General features: G+C 68.5%; 13 protein-coding genes, 1 tRNA gene and 1 pseudogene. 9 read left to right on the top strand and 6 right to left on the bottom strand.

Annotated elements, in window-relative coordinates; all coding sequences use genetic code 11:
* Nucleotides 1–52: 52 nt before the first annotated feature.
* Both I4Q55_RS40265 and I4Q55_RS40260 read left to right on the top strand, forming a co-directional pair.
* Complete coding sequence (locus I4Q55_RS40265; protein WP_206795826.1) at nt 53–493, top strand: hotdog fold thioesterase; 441 nt, start codon at nt 53–55, stop codon at nt 491–493.
* 4 nt (nt 494–497) lie between these two features.
* The gene (locus tag I4Q55_RS40260; RefSeq protein ID WP_206795825.1) at nt 498–1,469 is read left to right on the top strand and encodes a LysR family transcriptional regulator; all 972 of its coding nucleotides are present in this window, start codon (nt 498–500) and stop codon (nt 1,467–1,469) included.
* On the opposite strand, the gene I4Q55_RS40255 is transcribed toward I4Q55_RS40260, so the two are convergent.
* Nucleotides 1,435–2,205, bottom strand: a complete 771-nt coding sequence (locus tag I4Q55_RS40255) for a S9 family peptidase (RefSeq protein ID WP_206795940.1) — start codon at nt 2,203–2,205, stop codon at nt 1,435–1,437. The genes I4Q55_RS40260 and I4Q55_RS40255 overlap by 35 nt on opposite strands.
* A gap of 558 nt (nt 2,206–2,763) precedes the next feature.
* Between I4Q55_RS40255 and I4Q55_RS40250 the strand changes: the two genes are divergently transcribed.
* The 5 genes from I4Q55_RS40250 (at nt 2,764) to I4Q55_RS40230 (ending at nt 7,623) form a co-directional block, all read left to right on the top strand.
* Nucleotides 2,764–3,918, top strand: a complete 1,155-nt coding sequence (locus I4Q55_RS40250; RefSeq protein ID WP_206795824.1) for a branched-chain amino acid ABC transporter substrate-binding protein — start codon at nt 2,764–2,766, stop codon at nt 3,916–3,918.
* Between the two features lie 109 nt (nt 3,919–4,027).
* On the top strand, nt 4,028–4,996 hold the full coding sequence (locus I4Q55_RS40245; protein WP_206795823.1) for a branched-chain amino acid ABC transporter permease: 969 nt from the start codon (nt 4,028–4,030) through the stop codon (nt 4,994–4,996).
* Nucleotides 4,993–6,150 carry a branched-chain amino acid ABC transporter permease gene (locus I4Q55_RS40240; RefSeq protein ID WP_206795822.1) on the top strand — a complete coding sequence of 386 codons (1,158 nt, stop codon included), beginning with the start codon at nt 4,993–4,995 and terminating at the stop codon, nt 6,148–6,150. Before I4Q55_RS40245 ends, I4Q55_RS40240 begins: the two co-directional genes overlap by 4 nt.
* A complete protein-coding gene (locus tag I4Q55_RS40235; protein ID WP_206795821.1) occupies nt 6,147–6,920 on the top strand; it encodes an ABC transporter ATP-binding protein in 774 nt (257 codons plus the stop codon). Before I4Q55_RS40240 ends, I4Q55_RS40235 begins: the two co-directional genes overlap by 4 nt.
* Nucleotides 6,910–7,623 (top strand): ABC transporter ATP-binding protein, encoded by a 714-nt coding sequence (locus tag I4Q55_RS40230; protein ID WP_206795820.1) that lies wholly within the window; start codon nt 6,910–6,912, stop codon nt 7,621–7,623. Before I4Q55_RS40235 ends, I4Q55_RS40230 begins: the two co-directional genes overlap by 11 nt.
* 55 nt (nt 7,624–7,678) lie before the next feature.
* On the opposite strand, the gene I4Q55_RS40225 is transcribed toward I4Q55_RS40230, so the two are convergent.
* Both I4Q55_RS40225 and I4Q55_RS40220 read right to left on the bottom strand, forming a co-directional pair.
* Complete coding sequence (locus I4Q55_RS40225) at nt 7,679–8,203, bottom strand: DUF4352 domain-containing protein (protein ID WP_374194528.1); 525 nt, start codon at nt 8,201–8,203, stop codon at nt 7,679–7,681.
* A 34-nt stretch (nt 8,204–8,237) separates the two neighbouring features.
* Entirely contained in the window at nt 8,238–8,840 is a 603-nt protein-coding gene (locus tag I4Q55_RS40220) for an ANTAR domain-containing response regulator (RefSeq protein WP_206795819.1), read from the bottom strand.
* 191 nt (nt 8,841–9,031) lie between these two features.
* Between I4Q55_RS40220 and I4Q55_RS40215 the strand changes: the two genes are divergently transcribed.
* Nucleotides 9,032–9,105, top strand: a tRNA-Leu gene (locus tag I4Q55_RS40215).
* Between the two features lie 623 nt (nt 9,106–9,728).
* Here the strand turns inward: I4Q55_RS40215 and I4Q55_RS51130 are convergent.
* Nucleotides 9,729–10,229, bottom strand: a pseudogene (locus tag I4Q55_RS51130) (recombinase family protein); the annotation flags it as partial.
* A gap of 72 nt (nt 10,230–10,301) precedes the next feature.
* On the opposite strand from I4Q55_RS51130, the gene I4Q55_RS49820 reads away from it, so the two are divergent.
* On the top strand, nt 10,302–11,153 hold the full coding sequence (locus I4Q55_RS49820; protein ID WP_242547639.1) for a hypothetical protein: 852 nt from the start codon (nt 10,302–10,304) through the stop codon (nt 11,151–11,153).
* 268 nt (nt 11,154–11,421) lie between these two features.
* Here the strand turns inward: I4Q55_RS49820 and I4Q55_RS40200 are convergent, their stop codons facing one another.
* Together I4Q55_RS40200 and I4Q55_RS40195 are read right to left on the bottom strand one after the other, a co-directional pair.
* Nucleotides 11,422–14,124: a LysM peptidoglycan-binding domain-containing protein gene (locus I4Q55_RS40200; protein WP_206795816.1), complete on the bottom strand. Its 2,703-nt coding sequence runs from the start codon at nt 14,122–14,124 to the stop codon at nt 11,422–11,424.
* A 10-nt stretch (nt 14,125–14,134) separates the two neighbouring features.
* Complete coding sequence (locus tag I4Q55_RS40195; RefSeq protein WP_206795814.1) at nt 14,135–14,539, bottom strand: pilus assembly protein TadG-related protein; 405 nt, start codon at nt 14,537–14,539, stop codon at nt 14,135–14,137.
* Between the last annotated feature and the right edge of the window lie 131 nt (nt 14,540–14,670).

Raw genomic sequence — 14,670 nt, 5'->3', positions numbered from 1 at the left:
CTAGGCTGAGGGTCCGACACTCTTACGTGTCGCATAGGAAGAGGAGCACTGCGTGACCGAACGCGCCGCAGACGTCGCGGTCGAGAACTACGCCGGCATCGATCCGGCCGCCGCGGACCAGCAGCTGAACGACAAGGTCGGCATGAAGCTCCTGGAAGCCACCGCCGAGCGGGTGGTGGGCACGATCCCGGTCGAGGGCAACCTCCAGCCGTACGGCCTCCTGCACGGCGGCGCCAACGCCGTGCTCGCCGAAGCGCTGGGGTCGACGGTGGCCGCGCTGAACGCCGGCCCGGGCCGCGCGGCGATGGGGCTGGAGCTGTCCTGCACGCACCACCGGGCCGTCCGCTCCGGCACGGTCACCGGCGTGGCGACGCCGCTGCACGTCGGCCGCGGCACGATCACCGCGGAGATCGTGCTGACCGACGACGAGGGCCGCCGCACCTGCACCGCCCGGCTCACCTGCGTGGTCCGGGACCGGCCGCCGGGCGCCTGAGCCCGTGGACCTCGACGTCGCCCAGGTCCGCGCGTTCGTGGTGACCGCGGAGCACCGGCACTTCGGGCGGGCGGCCCAGACGCTGTTCCTCACCCAGCAGGCGCTGTCGAAGCGGATCCGGAAGCTCGAAGACGCCCTGGCGACACCGTTGTTCCTGCGCACGCCCCGCTCGGTGGAGCTGACCGCCGACGGCGAACGGTTCCTGCCGCACGCGCGCGAGCTGGTCCGGGTGGCCGACGCGGCGGTGGCCGCGATGGGGGCCGACGACCGGCCGCTGCGCCTCGACCTCGTCGACCACCGCCTCTCCCCCATGTTCCTGCTCCGCCGGCTCGCCGCGCACGAGCCGGGGCTGCGCGTCGACCGGGTGGCCGGCCGCGGGTTCGCGAACGCGATCGACCCGCTGCTGTCCGGGGAGCTCGACGCCGCCTTCGGCCGGGTGTCCGGCTGCGGACGGCCGCTGCCCGACGTGCTGGAGCACCGGCCGGTCCGGCTCGAACCGCTGGTCGCCCTGCTCGCGCCGGAGCATCCCCTGGCCGTGCAGGACGTTATACGCCTCGACGAGCTGCGCGCCGAGGGGATCTGGCTGCCCGGGCTCGGCGGGCCGGCGGAATGGCTGTCCTACCTGACGGAGCTGTGCGCGGAGTTCGGCCTGCCGATCGACGACTCCGGCGTCAGCTACGACCTGCGGCACACCCTGGAGCAGACGCGGTACGGCAAGCGGCGCGTCACCCTGGCCGGCGCCGACATGGAACTGGCGCCCGACCTGAACCTGAAGGTGCTGCCGTTCGAGCCGTCCCCGCTGTTCCCGTGGTCGCTGGTCTGGCGGCGCGGCAAGGCCCACCCGGCGCTGCGGCGGCTGCTGGCCGTGGCCGGGCGCACCAGCCGCGAAGAGGACTGGTGCGCCTACGACCCGGACCACGCCTGGCTGCCGGTCGGCGACGTCAGCCTCGCAACCGCCGCGCGAACCACGCGCTGAACGCCGCGTCGACGCCGGCCGCGCCCGGCGTCCCCGGCGGGAATTCGTGCGCCATCCCCTCGACCGTCACCAGCTCGCCGCCCACCTTCGCGTGCAGTGCTTCCGCGGGCTCGCGCACGGCGACGTCGTCGCCGGTCCCGGTGACCAGCAGCAGCGGCGCGGTCAGCTCGGCGGCCCGGTCCACGTAGTCGTAGCGCGCCGCGACCGCGCGGGACCGCTCGGTCCAGGAGTAGGTCAGGCCGTACCGCCGTTCGTTGGCGGCGATCATCGGCGCGAGCTGGACGACCGGGCTGGCCACCGCGGCAGCCGCGATCCCGGCGTCGCCGCGCGCCAGTACCTCCAGGGCCACGAGCGCGCCGGCCGAGCCGCCGAACACCCCGAGCGGCCCGGTCGCGCCCGGCAGCCGGTCGCGCAGCTCGGCCAGCGCGGCCGGGAACTCGCCCGCCGCCTGCTCGGTCACCGGCTCGAAGATGTTGAGGACGGCGTCCTCGCTCGCGCGCCGGAAGACCTCTTCGGGACCGCCTTCGGGCAGTCGCGCCCCGGAGAGCGGGAGCCCGAAGTACACCCGCCACGCCTGCAGGCCCGCCATCGGGACGGCCGCCGCCATCGCCCGTTCACTGGCCGGCTCGTCCATCAGGTGCCAGCCCGCCAGCAGCGCCGCCGGCGCGGCCGGGTCCACCGGCGGCACCGCCACGAACGGCACGCCCGCCGCGACACCCTCGACCATCTGGTTCATCTCGCTCATCTGTCTCTCCCTGTCTCTCGGCTGCTTCCAGCCAACAACCGGGGAGGGGGCCGGGTCCAACAGCCGTTCCGGCGGCCACGACAACCGTTGGTTGTGGCAGGTGTCCCCGGCCGGGCGGACTTTCGGGCAGACCTGATTCGAGGGGTGGTCCGTTCGGCCCCCCGAACCGGACGTAAGGTGCATCCCGACGGCGGTGCCCGCACCCCCACGACCCCGTCAGGGTGAACAGCGGGCCACCGGGAAACGGGCCACGCTCCGGTCGCCGAAATGGGCGATGACATACCGGTGAAACACGGTTGTCACCCATTCGCAGAACAAGCCCCGATACTTAGCAGCGCTGCGTGACCAGCAGCGGGCCGCGGGGAAACATCGTTCGCCTTTTCGTGCAATTCGTGTCGGTTGCGATCGTCACGATGTGGACACAGAGTAGTGAGGCCGCCTGTGCACAAGACAGTCAAGAGGGATATCTTCCTGCCCTAACCTAGCCCCTGTGTCGGGGGCAACGCCTACCGGCGGCTGGTTGGTCATGGGAGGTAGTCGGTGTCAGGAGTGCGTTTTGGACGGGTTCTCGCCCTCGCAGCGGCGACGTCGCTCGCGCTGGCGGGCTGCGCCGGTGGCGGCTCGTCCAGCAACAGCGGTGACGGCAGCACGCTGAAGATCGGGTTCATGGGCGACCTGACCGGTGAGAACTCCGGGATCGTGATCCCGCCCAACAACGGGGCGAAGCTCGCCATCGACGAGTACAACGCCACGAACCCCAAGGTCAAGCTCGAGCTGAAGAACTACGACAGCCAGGGCAAGCCCGACCAGGCGACCTCGCTGATCACCACGGCGATCGGCTCGGACAAGATCACCGCGCTGATCGGCCCGGCCTTCTCCGGCGAGTCGAAAGCCATCGGCGGCCAGCTCGAGCAGAACAAGGTCCCGAGCGTCTCGCCCTCGGCCACCAACCCGGGCCTGGCGAAGAACGGCTGGACCTACTGGCACCGCGTCGTGGCGAACGACGACGACCAGGGCCCCGCCATCGCGAACTTCCTGGTCACGGCGAAGTCGCCGAAGTCGGCGTTCGTCATCTCGGACGACCAGGAGTACAGCGTCGGCCTCGCGGACGCGTTCGAGAAGACCTTCAAGGAGAAGGGCGTCACGGTTCAGCGCGACAAGTTCCCGAAGGACGCGCCGGACTACTCCTCGACCGTGCAGAAGGTCAAGGCGGCCAACCCCGACATCATCACCTTCGGTGGCTACTACGCGCAGGGCGGCCCGCTGCTCAAGCAGCTGCGTGACGGCGGCGTGAAGGCCATCTTCGCCACCGGTGACGGTTCGCTCGACCCGCAGCTGGTTTCGGCCGCGGGCGCCCCGGCCGCCGAAGGCGCGGTCATCGGCTGCCCGTGCAACATCCCGGACGCCGGCACCACCGACGAGTTCGCCACCAAGTACAAGGCCAAGTTCAACGTCGCCCCGGCGATCTACGCCACCGAGGGTTACGACGCGGCGACCGCCATCATCAACGCGGTCAAGGCGGGCAACACCACCGGCGAGACGATCAACAACTTCCTGAAGACCGTGGACTTCAAGGGCGTCTCGAAGCAGATCAAGTTCAAGGCGAACGGTGAGCCCGAGACCGCCGCGATCAACGTGTACCAGGTCGTCGGCGGCGTCATCAAGAACCTCGGCGCGTCGACCGAAGCCAAGATCACCGGCTGACGAAACAGGGAATAGCACTCAACGGGAGCGGGGGCGCTGTGGTCACCACAGCAACCCCGCTCCCGGCCCGTATCCCTGTCCTCGCCCTGTCTCGTAAGGCGCTCACGTCATGTTGCAGACCCTGCAAGACCAGTTCCTCGGCAGCACCATCGGCGGACTGGTTCTCGGCTCCATCTACGCCCTCGTCGCCCTCGGCTACACAATGGTCTACGGCGTCCTGCGGCTGATCAACTTCGCCCACTCCGAAATCTTCATGATCGGGACGATGACGTCCCTGTTCATCCTGGCCAGCATCGCCACCTCCGGCAACATCGTGGTGGGGCTGGGCGCGATGATCCTGCTCCTGCTCGCACTCATGCTCGCCTCCGCGGTCGTCTCCGGCGGTTCCGCGGTCGTGCTGGAGCAGGTCGCCTACCGGCCGCTGCGCAAGCGCGGCTCGTCGAAGCTCGCGGCCCTGATCTCCGCGATCGGCGCGTCGATCTTCCTGCAGGAACTCTTCGCGCTGGTGATCATCCCCGCCGTCTTCGACAAGTCGGGCCGCGTCCCGCAGAACGCGCCGCGGTTCGTCGACCGCGACACGCTGTTCCCGATCGGCAACGCCGTCGTCCGCACCGACCAGGTCCTGGTCATCATCGGCGCGGTGCTCGTCATGGTGGTGCTGGACCAGCTGGTGCGCCGCACCCGCATCGGCCGCGGCATCCGGGCCACCGCCCAGGATCCCGAAGCCGCCGTGCTGATGGGCGTCTCGATCGACCGCATCGTGCGGATCACCTTCCTGCTGGGCGGCGCGATGGCCGGCGTGGCCTCCGCGCTCTACCTGATGGAACTCGAGAACACCGGCTACCGCGTCGGGTTCGTGCTCGGGATCAAGGCCTTCACCGCGGCCGTGCTCGGCGGTATCGGCAACCTGCGCGGCGCGCTCCTCGGCGGCATCGTGCTCGGCCTGGTCGAGAACTGGAGCGCGATCTTCCTCGGTTCCGAGTGGAAGGACGTCACGGCGTTCGTGGTCCTCGTGCTCGTGCTGATGTTCCGTCCCACCGGCATCCTCGGTGAATCCCTCCAGCGAGCTCGCGCATGAAAGGCGACGGTGTGACTACCCAGGAAAACACTCGCCGCTCGTTCCACCCGGTGAACGGCGCGCGGGAGTGGTGGCAGCACGCGCCGATGTGGCAGCGCTACCTCGTCTACATCGCGTTGATCGTGTTCGCGCTGATCCTCCCGGCACCCTGGATCGGCTCGTTCATGTCGCCCGCCTCGGACTGGACGAGCGTCCTGATCTTCCCGATCGGGACCTACATCCTGCTGGCGATCGGCCTGAACATCGTGGTCGGCCTGGCCGGCATGCTGGACCTCGGGTTCGTGGCGTTCTTCGCGATCGGCGCCTACACGGTGGCGATCTTCGGCACGAAGTTCGGCTGGAACGTCTGGCCCACGATCCTGGTCGGGATCGTGCTCGCGGCGGTGTCGGGCGTCATCCTCGGCGCTCCGACCCTGCGGCTGCGCGGTGACTACCTCGCCATCGTGACGCTCGGGTTCGGGGAGATCGTCCGGATCGTCGCGCAGAACACCGACGCCATCGGTGGCGCCCGCGGCATCACCAACATCCCGCACCCGTCGCCGGTCTTCGGCATGGAGTTCCTGCTCGACCCGGCGCCGTACTACTACCTGATCCTGGTCGCGATCGTGCTGGTGATCGTGTTCTCGGTGCGGCTGCAGAAGAGCCGCGTCGGGCGCGCGTGGGCCGCGATCCGCGAGGACGAGGACGCCGCCGAGCTGATGGGCGTGCCGACGTTCAAGTTCAAGCTGCTCGCCTTCGCGATCGGCGCGATGATCGGTGGCTTCGCGGGCGGCATCTACGCCAGCAAGGCCGTGTTCATCGCGCCGGACAACTTCCCGTTCATCCTGTCCGCGACGATCCTCGCCGCGGTGGTGCTGGGCGGCGCGGGCAACCTGCCGGGCGTCATCCTCGGCGCCTTCCTGGTGGCCTGGATCCCCGAGCGCCTCCGGTCCGTCGAGTGGCTGCAGCACCTGCTCGGCGACCGGGACCCGGCGGAGTTCCGGATCCTGCTGTTCGGCGGCGTCCTGGTGCTGATGATGGCGCTGCGGCCCGAAGGCCTGTTGCCATCGAGACAACGAAAAGCCGAGCTGCGGGAAGGTACCGGCGGCATGGGCTCGCTCGGTGGCGAAGTGGCCGGACCGGGTACCGAAGCCCCGGCGGAGGTGGCCAAGTGACTCCCTTGCTCGAATTCGACAACATCACCATGCGGTTCGGCGGTGTCACCGCCCTGCGCGAAGTGAACATCTCGATCAACGAAGGCGAGATCTTCGCGCTGATCGGCCCAAACGGCGCCGGCAAGACCACGGTGTTCAACGTGGTCACCGGCGTCTACCAGCCGACCGAGGGCCAGGTGCGCTTCGACGGCGACCGCATCGACGGGATGAAGCGCTTCCAGGTCACCAAGCGCGGCATCGCCCGGACGTTCCAGAACATCCGGCTGTTCCACAACATGTCGGCGCTCGAGAACGTCATGGTCGGCGCGGACGCGCACCACAAGACCGGCGCGATCGGCGCGGTGCTCGGCCTGCCGTGGCACCGCAAGGAGGAGAAGCGCGGCCGCGAGCGGGCGCGTGAGCTGCTCGACTTCGTCGGCATCGGCAAGGTGGAGCACGAGACCGCGAAGAACCTCTCCTACGGCGACCAGCGCCGGCTGGAGATCGCGCGGGCGCTGGCCACCGACCCGAAGCTGCTGCTGCTCGACGAGCCCGCGGCCGGCATGAACCCGGCGGAGAAGAACGCCCTCCAGGCGCTGATCCGCAAGATCCGGGACGACGGCCGGACCGTGCTGCTCATCGAACACGACATGGGCCTGGTCATGCACATCAGCGACCGGCTGGCCGTGCTCGACTTCGGCCAGAAGATCGCGGAAGGGCTCCCTCAGGAAGTGCAGACCAACCAGAAGGTGATCGAGGCGTACCTGGGGGTGGCCGAAGATGCTTCTTGACGTCCAGGACATCAACGTCCACTACGGCAAGATCGCCGCCCTCAAGGGCATGAGCATCCAGGTCGACGAGGGCGAGATCGTGTCCCTGATCGGCGCCAACGGCGCCGGCAAGACCACGACGCTCAAGACGATCTCGGGCCTGCGTCCGCTCACCAGCGGCCGGATCCTGTTCAACGGCCAGGACATCTCCAAGACCCCGGGGCACAAGCGCGTGCTGCTCGGGATCGGCCAGTCGCCGGAAGGCCGGGGCGTGTTCCCCGGCATGACGGTGCAGGAGAACCTCCTGATGGGTGCCTACACCCGCAAGGACGACCTCACCGCCGACCTCGACGAGGTCTACGAGCTGTTCCCCCGGCTGAACGAGCGCCGGACGCAGTTCGGCGGCACGATGTCGGGCGGCGAGCAGCAGATGATCGCCATCGGCCGCGCGCTGATGACGAAGCCGAAGGTGCTGCTGCTCGACGAGCCGTCGATGGGCCTGGCGCCGATGCTGATCGCGCAGATCTTCGACATCATCCGGGAGATCAACAAGCGCGGCACGACGGTGCTGCTGGTCGAGCAGAACGCCCAGCAGGCGCTGAAGCTGTCGGACCGCGCGTACGTGCTCGAGACCGGCCAGGTGGTCAAGAGCGCCCGCGGGGCCGACCTGCTGGACGACCCGCAGGTCCGGGCCGCCTACCTCGGTGGCGACCTGGGCGTCTGAGTTTCTTCCAGGGGCCCGGCACTTCGGTGCCGGGCCCCTGCTTTTGGTGGCTCTGTCACAGCCTGATGTCGGTGCCGGTCAGGTTCTTCATGTCGGTGATGCTGGGGCCGCCGAAGGCGCGGAGCGTGACGGGCTTCCGGTCCTTGGGGATGTCCCAATAGAGGTCGAATTCGACGCGCACGCCGTGGCCGAGGTCGAACTGGCGGGGCTGGCGCTTGATGATCACGGCCTGCTCTTCCGGCGGGTGCGCGACGCCCTGGTCGTCGACGAGCAGCTGCCGTCCGGTGTCGAACAGGACGCTGGAGGTGCCGGTGTTCGTCACGACGAGCCGCAGCCGCACGAACTGGCCCTTCGCGGCGAACTCGGTGTGGCTCCCGGTGATGCTGGGCAGCCCGGCGGCCAGGCCGATCAGGGTGAATTCGGTGTCGCCGTTCTTGGCGGGCGGCAGCTTGAGGGCGGTCTCGTCGGGCCGCACCTGCCGCGGCGGCAGCTCGTAGGTGGCAGGTGCGGGCGCGCTGGGCTGTCCGGCTTGGCAGCCTGCTGCGAGTGCTAGGACGACAACGACCGGCAGGACTCTCACCTGGGTGATTCTGCCCGCCGGCCGCTGCTTCCGGCTAGCTCCCGATGCTCTCGACGACGGCCTCGGCGACGGCCTTCATGGTGGTCCGCCGGTCCATGGCGGTGCGCTGGATCCACCGGAAGGCATCGGGCTCGGTGAGCCCCTGCCGGCTCATGAGCAGGCCCTTGGCGCGGTCGATGACCTTCCGCGTCTCGAGCCGGTCGGTGAGCCCGGCAACCTCGGCCTCGAGGGCCTGCAGCTCGGAGAACCGGCTGACGGCGAGCTCGATGGCGGGCACGAGGTCCCGCTTCGCGAAGGGCTTGACGAGGTAGGCCATGGTGCCGGCATCCCGCGCGCGTTCGACGAGATCCCGCTGGCTGAACGCGGTGAGGATGACAACGGGCGCAATCCGGTCACCGGTGATCTTCGACGCGGCCTCGATGCCGTCGAGCTTGGGCATCTTGACGTCGAGGATCACGAGATCGGGCTTCAGATCGGTGGCCAGCGCGATGGCCTGTTCGCCATCGCCGGCCTCCCCGACCACCTCATAGCCCTCTTCCCGCAGCATTTCGACGAGGTCGAGCCGGATGAGCGCTTCATCTTCCGCGACGAGCACCCGACGCTGCGGCACGCTGGCCTCGGTAGCCTGGTCGGTCACCGGGGTCCTCCTGAAAGACTCGGCGGGGCGTTGGCGTTTCGCGGCTTCCCGCGAACCTGAAGCCTACCGGGAACGATCCAGAAGCAGAGATGGCGTTCACCACGTAGTGGCGGGCATGACACTCGCCGGGTCGGGGAGGCCGCCCCCGGGAGCGGGCGGGGTCCGGTGATCCCGTAGAGTCACGACGTCACGCCCCCGTAGCCCAACTGGCAGAGGCAACGGATTCAAAACCCGTCCAGTGTGAGTTCGAATCTCACCGGGGGCACGAACAGCAACCTCACAAGGCCGCCCGCTGGGCGTTCCTTGCGAGAGCATCTCCTCGGTGATCCTTTCCGCTGCGCCGGTGATGTCCGGCAGCTGATCTTCGGGAAGTGTGATCTCCAGTGTCGCACGATCGCCGCCGGCGTCAATCCGGATGGTCAGCTGAGTGACCTCGAAGAGCGTCCTCAGCAGCCGCTCCGGCGCTTTCGCCAGGTTCAGGGCCAGGTACGGGAGCGCATCGATCAGGCCCTTGTCCTCAGCTGTCGGCTTGGCGGCTGTGGCTCCAGCGGCTTGTTTGAGGTCAGCCAGCGCACTCGCCGCACCAGCCCGTTGTTGCTCCAGCTCGTTGTAGCGGCCCCTCAGCGCCTTCGTGAATGGGTCATCAGGATCACCGTCGGCAGCCTGCTGCAGGATGGAGTTCTGCTTCTTGGTGAGCTCGTCGAGGGCCCTGGCCAGCCGCTGGGCCTCCGCCTCCCGATCGCGATCGGCCTGGTCATCTACGCCCGCCAGCTCGGCCTCGAGAATGGTCCGGCGGTCGGAACCGAACACGCGGTCGGCGAAGAACCTGGAGACGGCGTCGAGGACGGCATCCTCACGAAAGTACAGCGCCTTCTCGTGACCGAGGTACTTGTCCGGACGACCTCGGTTCGTGTTGCTCGGCCGGCACAGGTAGTACGACTTGCCGTGCCGCGGTACGCCGATCATCCGTCTCCCGCACGAGCAGAACAGCATCCCGCGGAACAGGTAGGTCCGCTTGGTCTGGGGGTGGACGTTGCGATCACCGCCGGCGCGAGAGCCCTTCTTGGCCTGCCTGCGGGCCGTGAGCTCGTCGTACATCCACTTCGGGATCAGTGGCTCGTGGGCGGGCTCGAGCGACCAGACCCACTTCACCGGGTCGTTGACCTTGCCCCGGCGTGACCGCGTGGCGCGGCGGTTGTAGACCTGATAGCCGGTGTACTTGGGGTTGCGGAGGATGTCGTAGACGCTGGACCGGCTCCACGCTCCGCGCGCTCGCTCCGGTCCCGGCGGCACGGGCGGCGGATGGTTGGCCAAGTCCTGGTTGAGGAGCGTCGCGATCGCGTCGCCACCCAAGCAGTCATAGTAAGCCCAGGAAGCGATCTGGGTCACAGTCTCGCTACGCGCGCCGTCGGGTTCGAGACGGGTCTTCGTAATCCCCTTCGCAGCCTTCGCCGGATTCGGATGCCGGAACGTCTTGGCCTTGTAGCCGTAGCAGGGCTTGCCGATGTTCCAGCCCTCGCGGACGTGGGTGCAGGTGCCTCCCCAGGACTGTTCGAGGGTGTTCAGGACCTCGTACTCGGCGACGGACTGATTGATCCGGCGCTGCAGGATCCGCTGGGCCCGGCTGCCCGAGACACTGATGGTCTCGTTCGCCGCGAACAGCGAGACCTCGCACCGCTCCAGGTCTCGTTCGACCGAGAGTCCCTCATAGGCCCGGCGCGCGACTCGCGCGATGCTCTCGCAGATGACGACGTCGAACCGGCGGTCCGGTCTCGCAGCCTCGGCCAGCAGGTCGGCGATGCCGCCGTCGCGGGCGATGGGGATGTCGAAGCGTTCGTAGTGGTCTCCGCGGCCACGCCGGTCCAGTTCCATCCGCCCGGACTCGACGTCGTAGAAGTGCGCGACGATGACCCAGGATTCGGGCAAAGCGGTCTTGGAGTTGCCCAGCTGACGCAGGATCGACTGGCGTGGATCCTGCTGCTCCTCTGTGGAGGTTCGCCCCAGGAAGGCGACGCGGACCTCGTCTCGGAGCAGGGCCAGCGGCATGCCCAGGGGCGAGACCGCGTGGTCGGACAGTCCCGATGGACCCGAGACACCGGGCCGGAGGGGTTGACCAAAACCGGGCCGCCCTGGAGCAGGAGGGTTGACGATCACACGCTCGGGCGAATTCATGGCTATCAGGCATCCTTGGCGGGTTCAGCGGACGAGGCGTCAGCAGCCCAACGAAGAAGATCGGCCGAGGCGCGAGCAAGCCGGGCGCGCAATCCTTCAGCACTGGCCCCACTGACAAGCTCGACGCGGCCGGAGAAATGACATTTCTCCCCGCGGGAACGCTCCTGATCGTAACACCAAGTAGGACCACTCTGGCGCCATGCCATTTCCGTCGCCACGACGTGATCGCGACCCGATTCCCCTGCCGAGACTGCCACTTCGACCACCGAGACCGTTCGCGAGACCGGGGCGAGACAGGCACGACTTCGATTCACGTGTCTCGGGACCCATGCCAGGGATTTCCTTTGAGCGAGACATGCGAAAAGACGTGGTCGACAATTCACCAGCGGCTTGCCTGAATACTTGCTCGCTACGACCGGCCGGCCAACAGCGCGCTCACCAGGGCGCTGGTTTCCTCATCGAGCTCCAGCTCGAGTGAGGCCGCGAGGGCGGCGAGCTTGTCGGCCGTCTGGCGAACGGCGGCGAGATTGCCCGCTCGGTACTCGATGCGGAGCAAGTCTCGGTACAGGATCTCGCTTACCGGCTCGGCGAGGAGGCCGCGCATGGCTGCCCGGCGTGCCGCGGGGAGGTCACCGGCCTTCTGGTAGGCGTCAGCCAGGGTGTGGGCGACGTCCACGATCGCATCGATCATCTCCCGCTGGTGCCACGAGCTCCACGCGTACCTGCCAGCCGAGACGGTGCCGAACGGTGTCCCCCGCACCAGGTCGAGAGCTTGCTGCAGATCCGAGACCCCGCTGTCTCGGTCGGCGAGACCGCGGCGCGCCAAGTCTCGGAAGATGCGCCAGTCGGAGGTGAACGAGTCCGACATCCGGTAGCCGCCGTGACGGGCGTCGACGTTCGGCACGTACGGATCGCCGTTCTCGTCCCGGCCGAGCCAGGTGCGGAGGCGCGAGATGTAGCCCTGCCGAGTCGCTGCGGACCATGGTTGGGTGTCCGTGCCGAGCTGTCGGGAGATCTCGTCGGCCGTCACGCCAGGATGCAGGGCAAGGAACGCGGCCAGCTCGGTCAGGCGGTTGAGCTTCTTGCCCTCCACGGCTTGCGGGTCGGCTCCGTGCAGCCGTACGGGACCCAGCAGCTGGAGAGACGGTGTTGCCGCCACAGTGGGGTGCGGCGCAACCGGCGCCGCGGGCTCACATGTCTGGCGCGGCTCTGGCAATCCCTCTTCCTCCGGTGGGACGCCTCGGTATTCGTGGTGCAGTACCTGCTTGGGCTCGTCCGCCTCGGCGAGGGCTGATACGAGTTCGCCGACCTGCGCCGGCGAGAGCCTCTGTAGCTCGATGTCCTCGTCCAAGACCTCTACCGGCGTGAACCGGTTCGTCACGTCGAGGTGCCACGCACCCGGCAGCACGACGTCTTCGTCGTGAGCTGCCACGACGGCGTCCAGGCGAAGGGACTGAAGGCGTTGCACGACGTCGCCGGTCAGCGGGATGGCCGACAGCAGCACCTGAGGCCGGTCCGGTTCGGGCTCGAGCGACTCGATGGCTTCATCCCAGCCTGACGTGAACCGGAGTCGATCCGGGTGGGCCTCGGCCGAGATTCTTCCCACGTCGACCAGCGTGATCTGCGTCCGAGCGGTCCATGGAGCCGCGGCGAGGTCCCAAGCCATGGCGAGCAGGACAGGCTCGACCGCCTCGCGGTCGCCGCCGAGGGTAAGGACGCCCACTTCTCGCAGGTCAATCAGTACGAGGTCGCGCTTCTGGGTGTGCCCGAGGGATACCAATGCCGGATACGGCGGCGGGACACCGTCGCCGTCGAGATTCGCCGTCGAGTCCAGCCGCCACTCGGACGGCCCTGACTTGACGAACGGCTCGACCGGCTTGCTCTTCCCGGCGAGCCGAAGCTTGATCCCCTCTGTCCCGATCTTCACGGCTCGGAGCTTCGGCAAGTCGTCTCCGACCTGTCCCGCAAGCGTTTGCAGCGCCCGGGCCAGGTCCTCCACAGTGGCCGGATGCGCGGCCGAACGGAGAGCGTGTTCAAACGGGCCAGACTCTTCGATGTGGATGCGGTGTCCGGGACGTCGGCGACGCTGTGCGCGGCGTCGCCGGACCACCAGCAGGGTGAGCAGACCTGCGGCGAGGACACCACCGACGCTCGTCAGCACGACCGATGATCCATCGTCTGCGTCGGCGGTCGGCGTCACGGTTTTCGAGGGCTGGTTGGTCGGGGTCGGGGTTTCGCCGCCAGGCGGCTCCGGCGGTTCGAGGGGGCGAGGCGGAGGGGAAGGTGGTTCGGCCGGCTGACAGGACTCGGGGGCGCGGGCGAACACTGCGGCGGCCGGCGCCCCGCCGCCGCCAGCGGCAGGCTTCGGCGGGCGCGGTATGCGTAGAACGTCGCCGGGGTGGATTGTGTCGGGATCGTCCAGCAAGTGTCCGGTCGGCTGAGTTCGTCCGCGGTTGAGGTCGAAGATCTCGCGGTAACGGCTTGCGTCCCCCAGCTGTTCGCGGGCGATCTGGGTCAAGGTCTGGCCGGGACGCACGATGACCTCTTCGCAGTCGGGATCGTCCGGCAGTTGGAGAACCCAGCCGGGCCGAAGCAGGCCGGGGTCCTGGAGGGAGCGGCCGTCAGGCTGGCGGACCCCGCGGTTGAGGTCGAAGACCTCTCGGTAGCGCGCCGCGCTGCCGAGTTCGCCGGCGGCGATCTTCGTCAGACTGTCGCCAGGGACGACCACGTGCGTCGACGGAGTTCCGTCGCCGGCCAGCTCCGTAGCCTCAGCCGCTGTGCTCGTCAGTACGACGAGCAACAAGGCCGCAGCCGTGCGCTGTGCCCATGCGAAGCCGGGCAGCCGGGGCACGGTAATGCCGCGCAGTCGGGCAACCAGTTCAAGCGCGATCGCGACCACCAGCTGAAGCCAGGCGACGAAGCCCACGCCGACCAACAGCAGGAGGAAGAACCGGCCGGTGTCCTCGCTCGTCAGCCACGTGGCAACCTCGGACGCCGATGGCACGTGGTCAGGCAGGTAGGCGGACCGGAAGTGCCACAACGCCATCGGCGGCACCGCGACGATCACAACCAGCGCGGCGACGCCGGCGAACAGCCTCGCAGTCGTTCGCATCGCACTCCTCCTACCCCGCCGAGACCACGACGGCTGCTCCGGCGCCATGGACGGTGAAGGCGGGGATACCGATCGAGCCGAGGAACACGGTGGACCTGGTGATCGTCGTCTCGACGATCAGGCGCCGGCCGTCCCACCGTGCGGTTCCGTCGGCACCGGATGCGGTGAGGTAGCGCTGCGCCTCGACCACCGCCAGCTGCGGATCGATGTCAGCATCGGTCCCCTCGGCCAACGCGCGGGCGTGCAGTGCCTGGCCGCCGGCACGCGCTGCTTCCTCGGCAATCGACGTCGCCTGGGAGTAGGCCTGTCCCTTGCGGGTCCCGTCGACGGCGAACCCGATGCCGACCAGCGCCGAGATGCTCAGGCCGAGGATGAGCACCGACGCGGAGCCGCGGTCGCCGCGCAGCGACCTCATGACCGTGTGGGAAGTCTCGCCAGTTGCTGCTGTGTGCGTTGGCCCTGGTAGAGCTGCTGGCCTGGCCAGGGTGGTTCTGTTCGTTCGCATAACGATTCCGACCGTTCGTCGAGATTCCTGACAGACTGTCG

Origin of the sequence: Amycolatopsis sp. MtRt-6 (assembly GCF_017308975.1) — a bacterium.
GTDB lineage: Bacteria > Actinomycetota > Actinomycetes > Mycobacteriales > Pseudonocardiaceae > Amycolatopsis.
This window is presented reverse-complemented; position numbering and strand designations above follow the sequence as displayed.

What these genes read in the sequence shown, in the direction of transcription:
- I4Q55_RS40255 (WP_206795940.1), bottom strand. Translation starts at nt 2,205, where the DNA reads ATGAACCAGATGGTCGAGGGTGTCGCGGCGGGCGTGCCGTTCGTGGCG.
- I4Q55_RS40245 (WP_206795823.1), top strand. Translation starts at nt 4,028, where the DNA reads ATGTTGCAGACCCTGCAAGACCAGTTCCTCGGCAGCACCATCGGCGGA.
- I4Q55_RS40240 (WP_206795822.1), top strand. Translation starts at nt 4,993, where the DNA reads ATGAAAGGCGACGGTGTGACTACCCAGGAAAACACTCGCCGCTCGTTC.
- I4Q55_RS40230 (WP_206795820.1), top strand. Translation starts at nt 6,910, where the DNA reads ATGCTTCTTGACGTCCAGGACATCAACGTCCACTACGGCAAGATCGCC.
- I4Q55_RS49820 (WP_242547639.1), top strand. Translation starts at nt 10,302, where the DNA reads ATGCCGGAACGTCTTGGCCTTGTAGCCGTAGCAGGGCTTGCCGATGTT.
- I4Q55_RS40200 (WP_206795816.1), bottom strand. Translation starts at nt 14,124, where the DNA reads ATGCGAACGACTGCGAGGCTGTTCGCCGGCGTCGCCGCGCTGGTTGTG.
- I4Q55_RS40195 (WP_206795814.1), bottom strand. Translation starts at nt 14,539, where the DNA reads ATGAGGTCGCTGCGCGGCGACCGCGGCTCCGCGTCGGTGCTCATCCTC.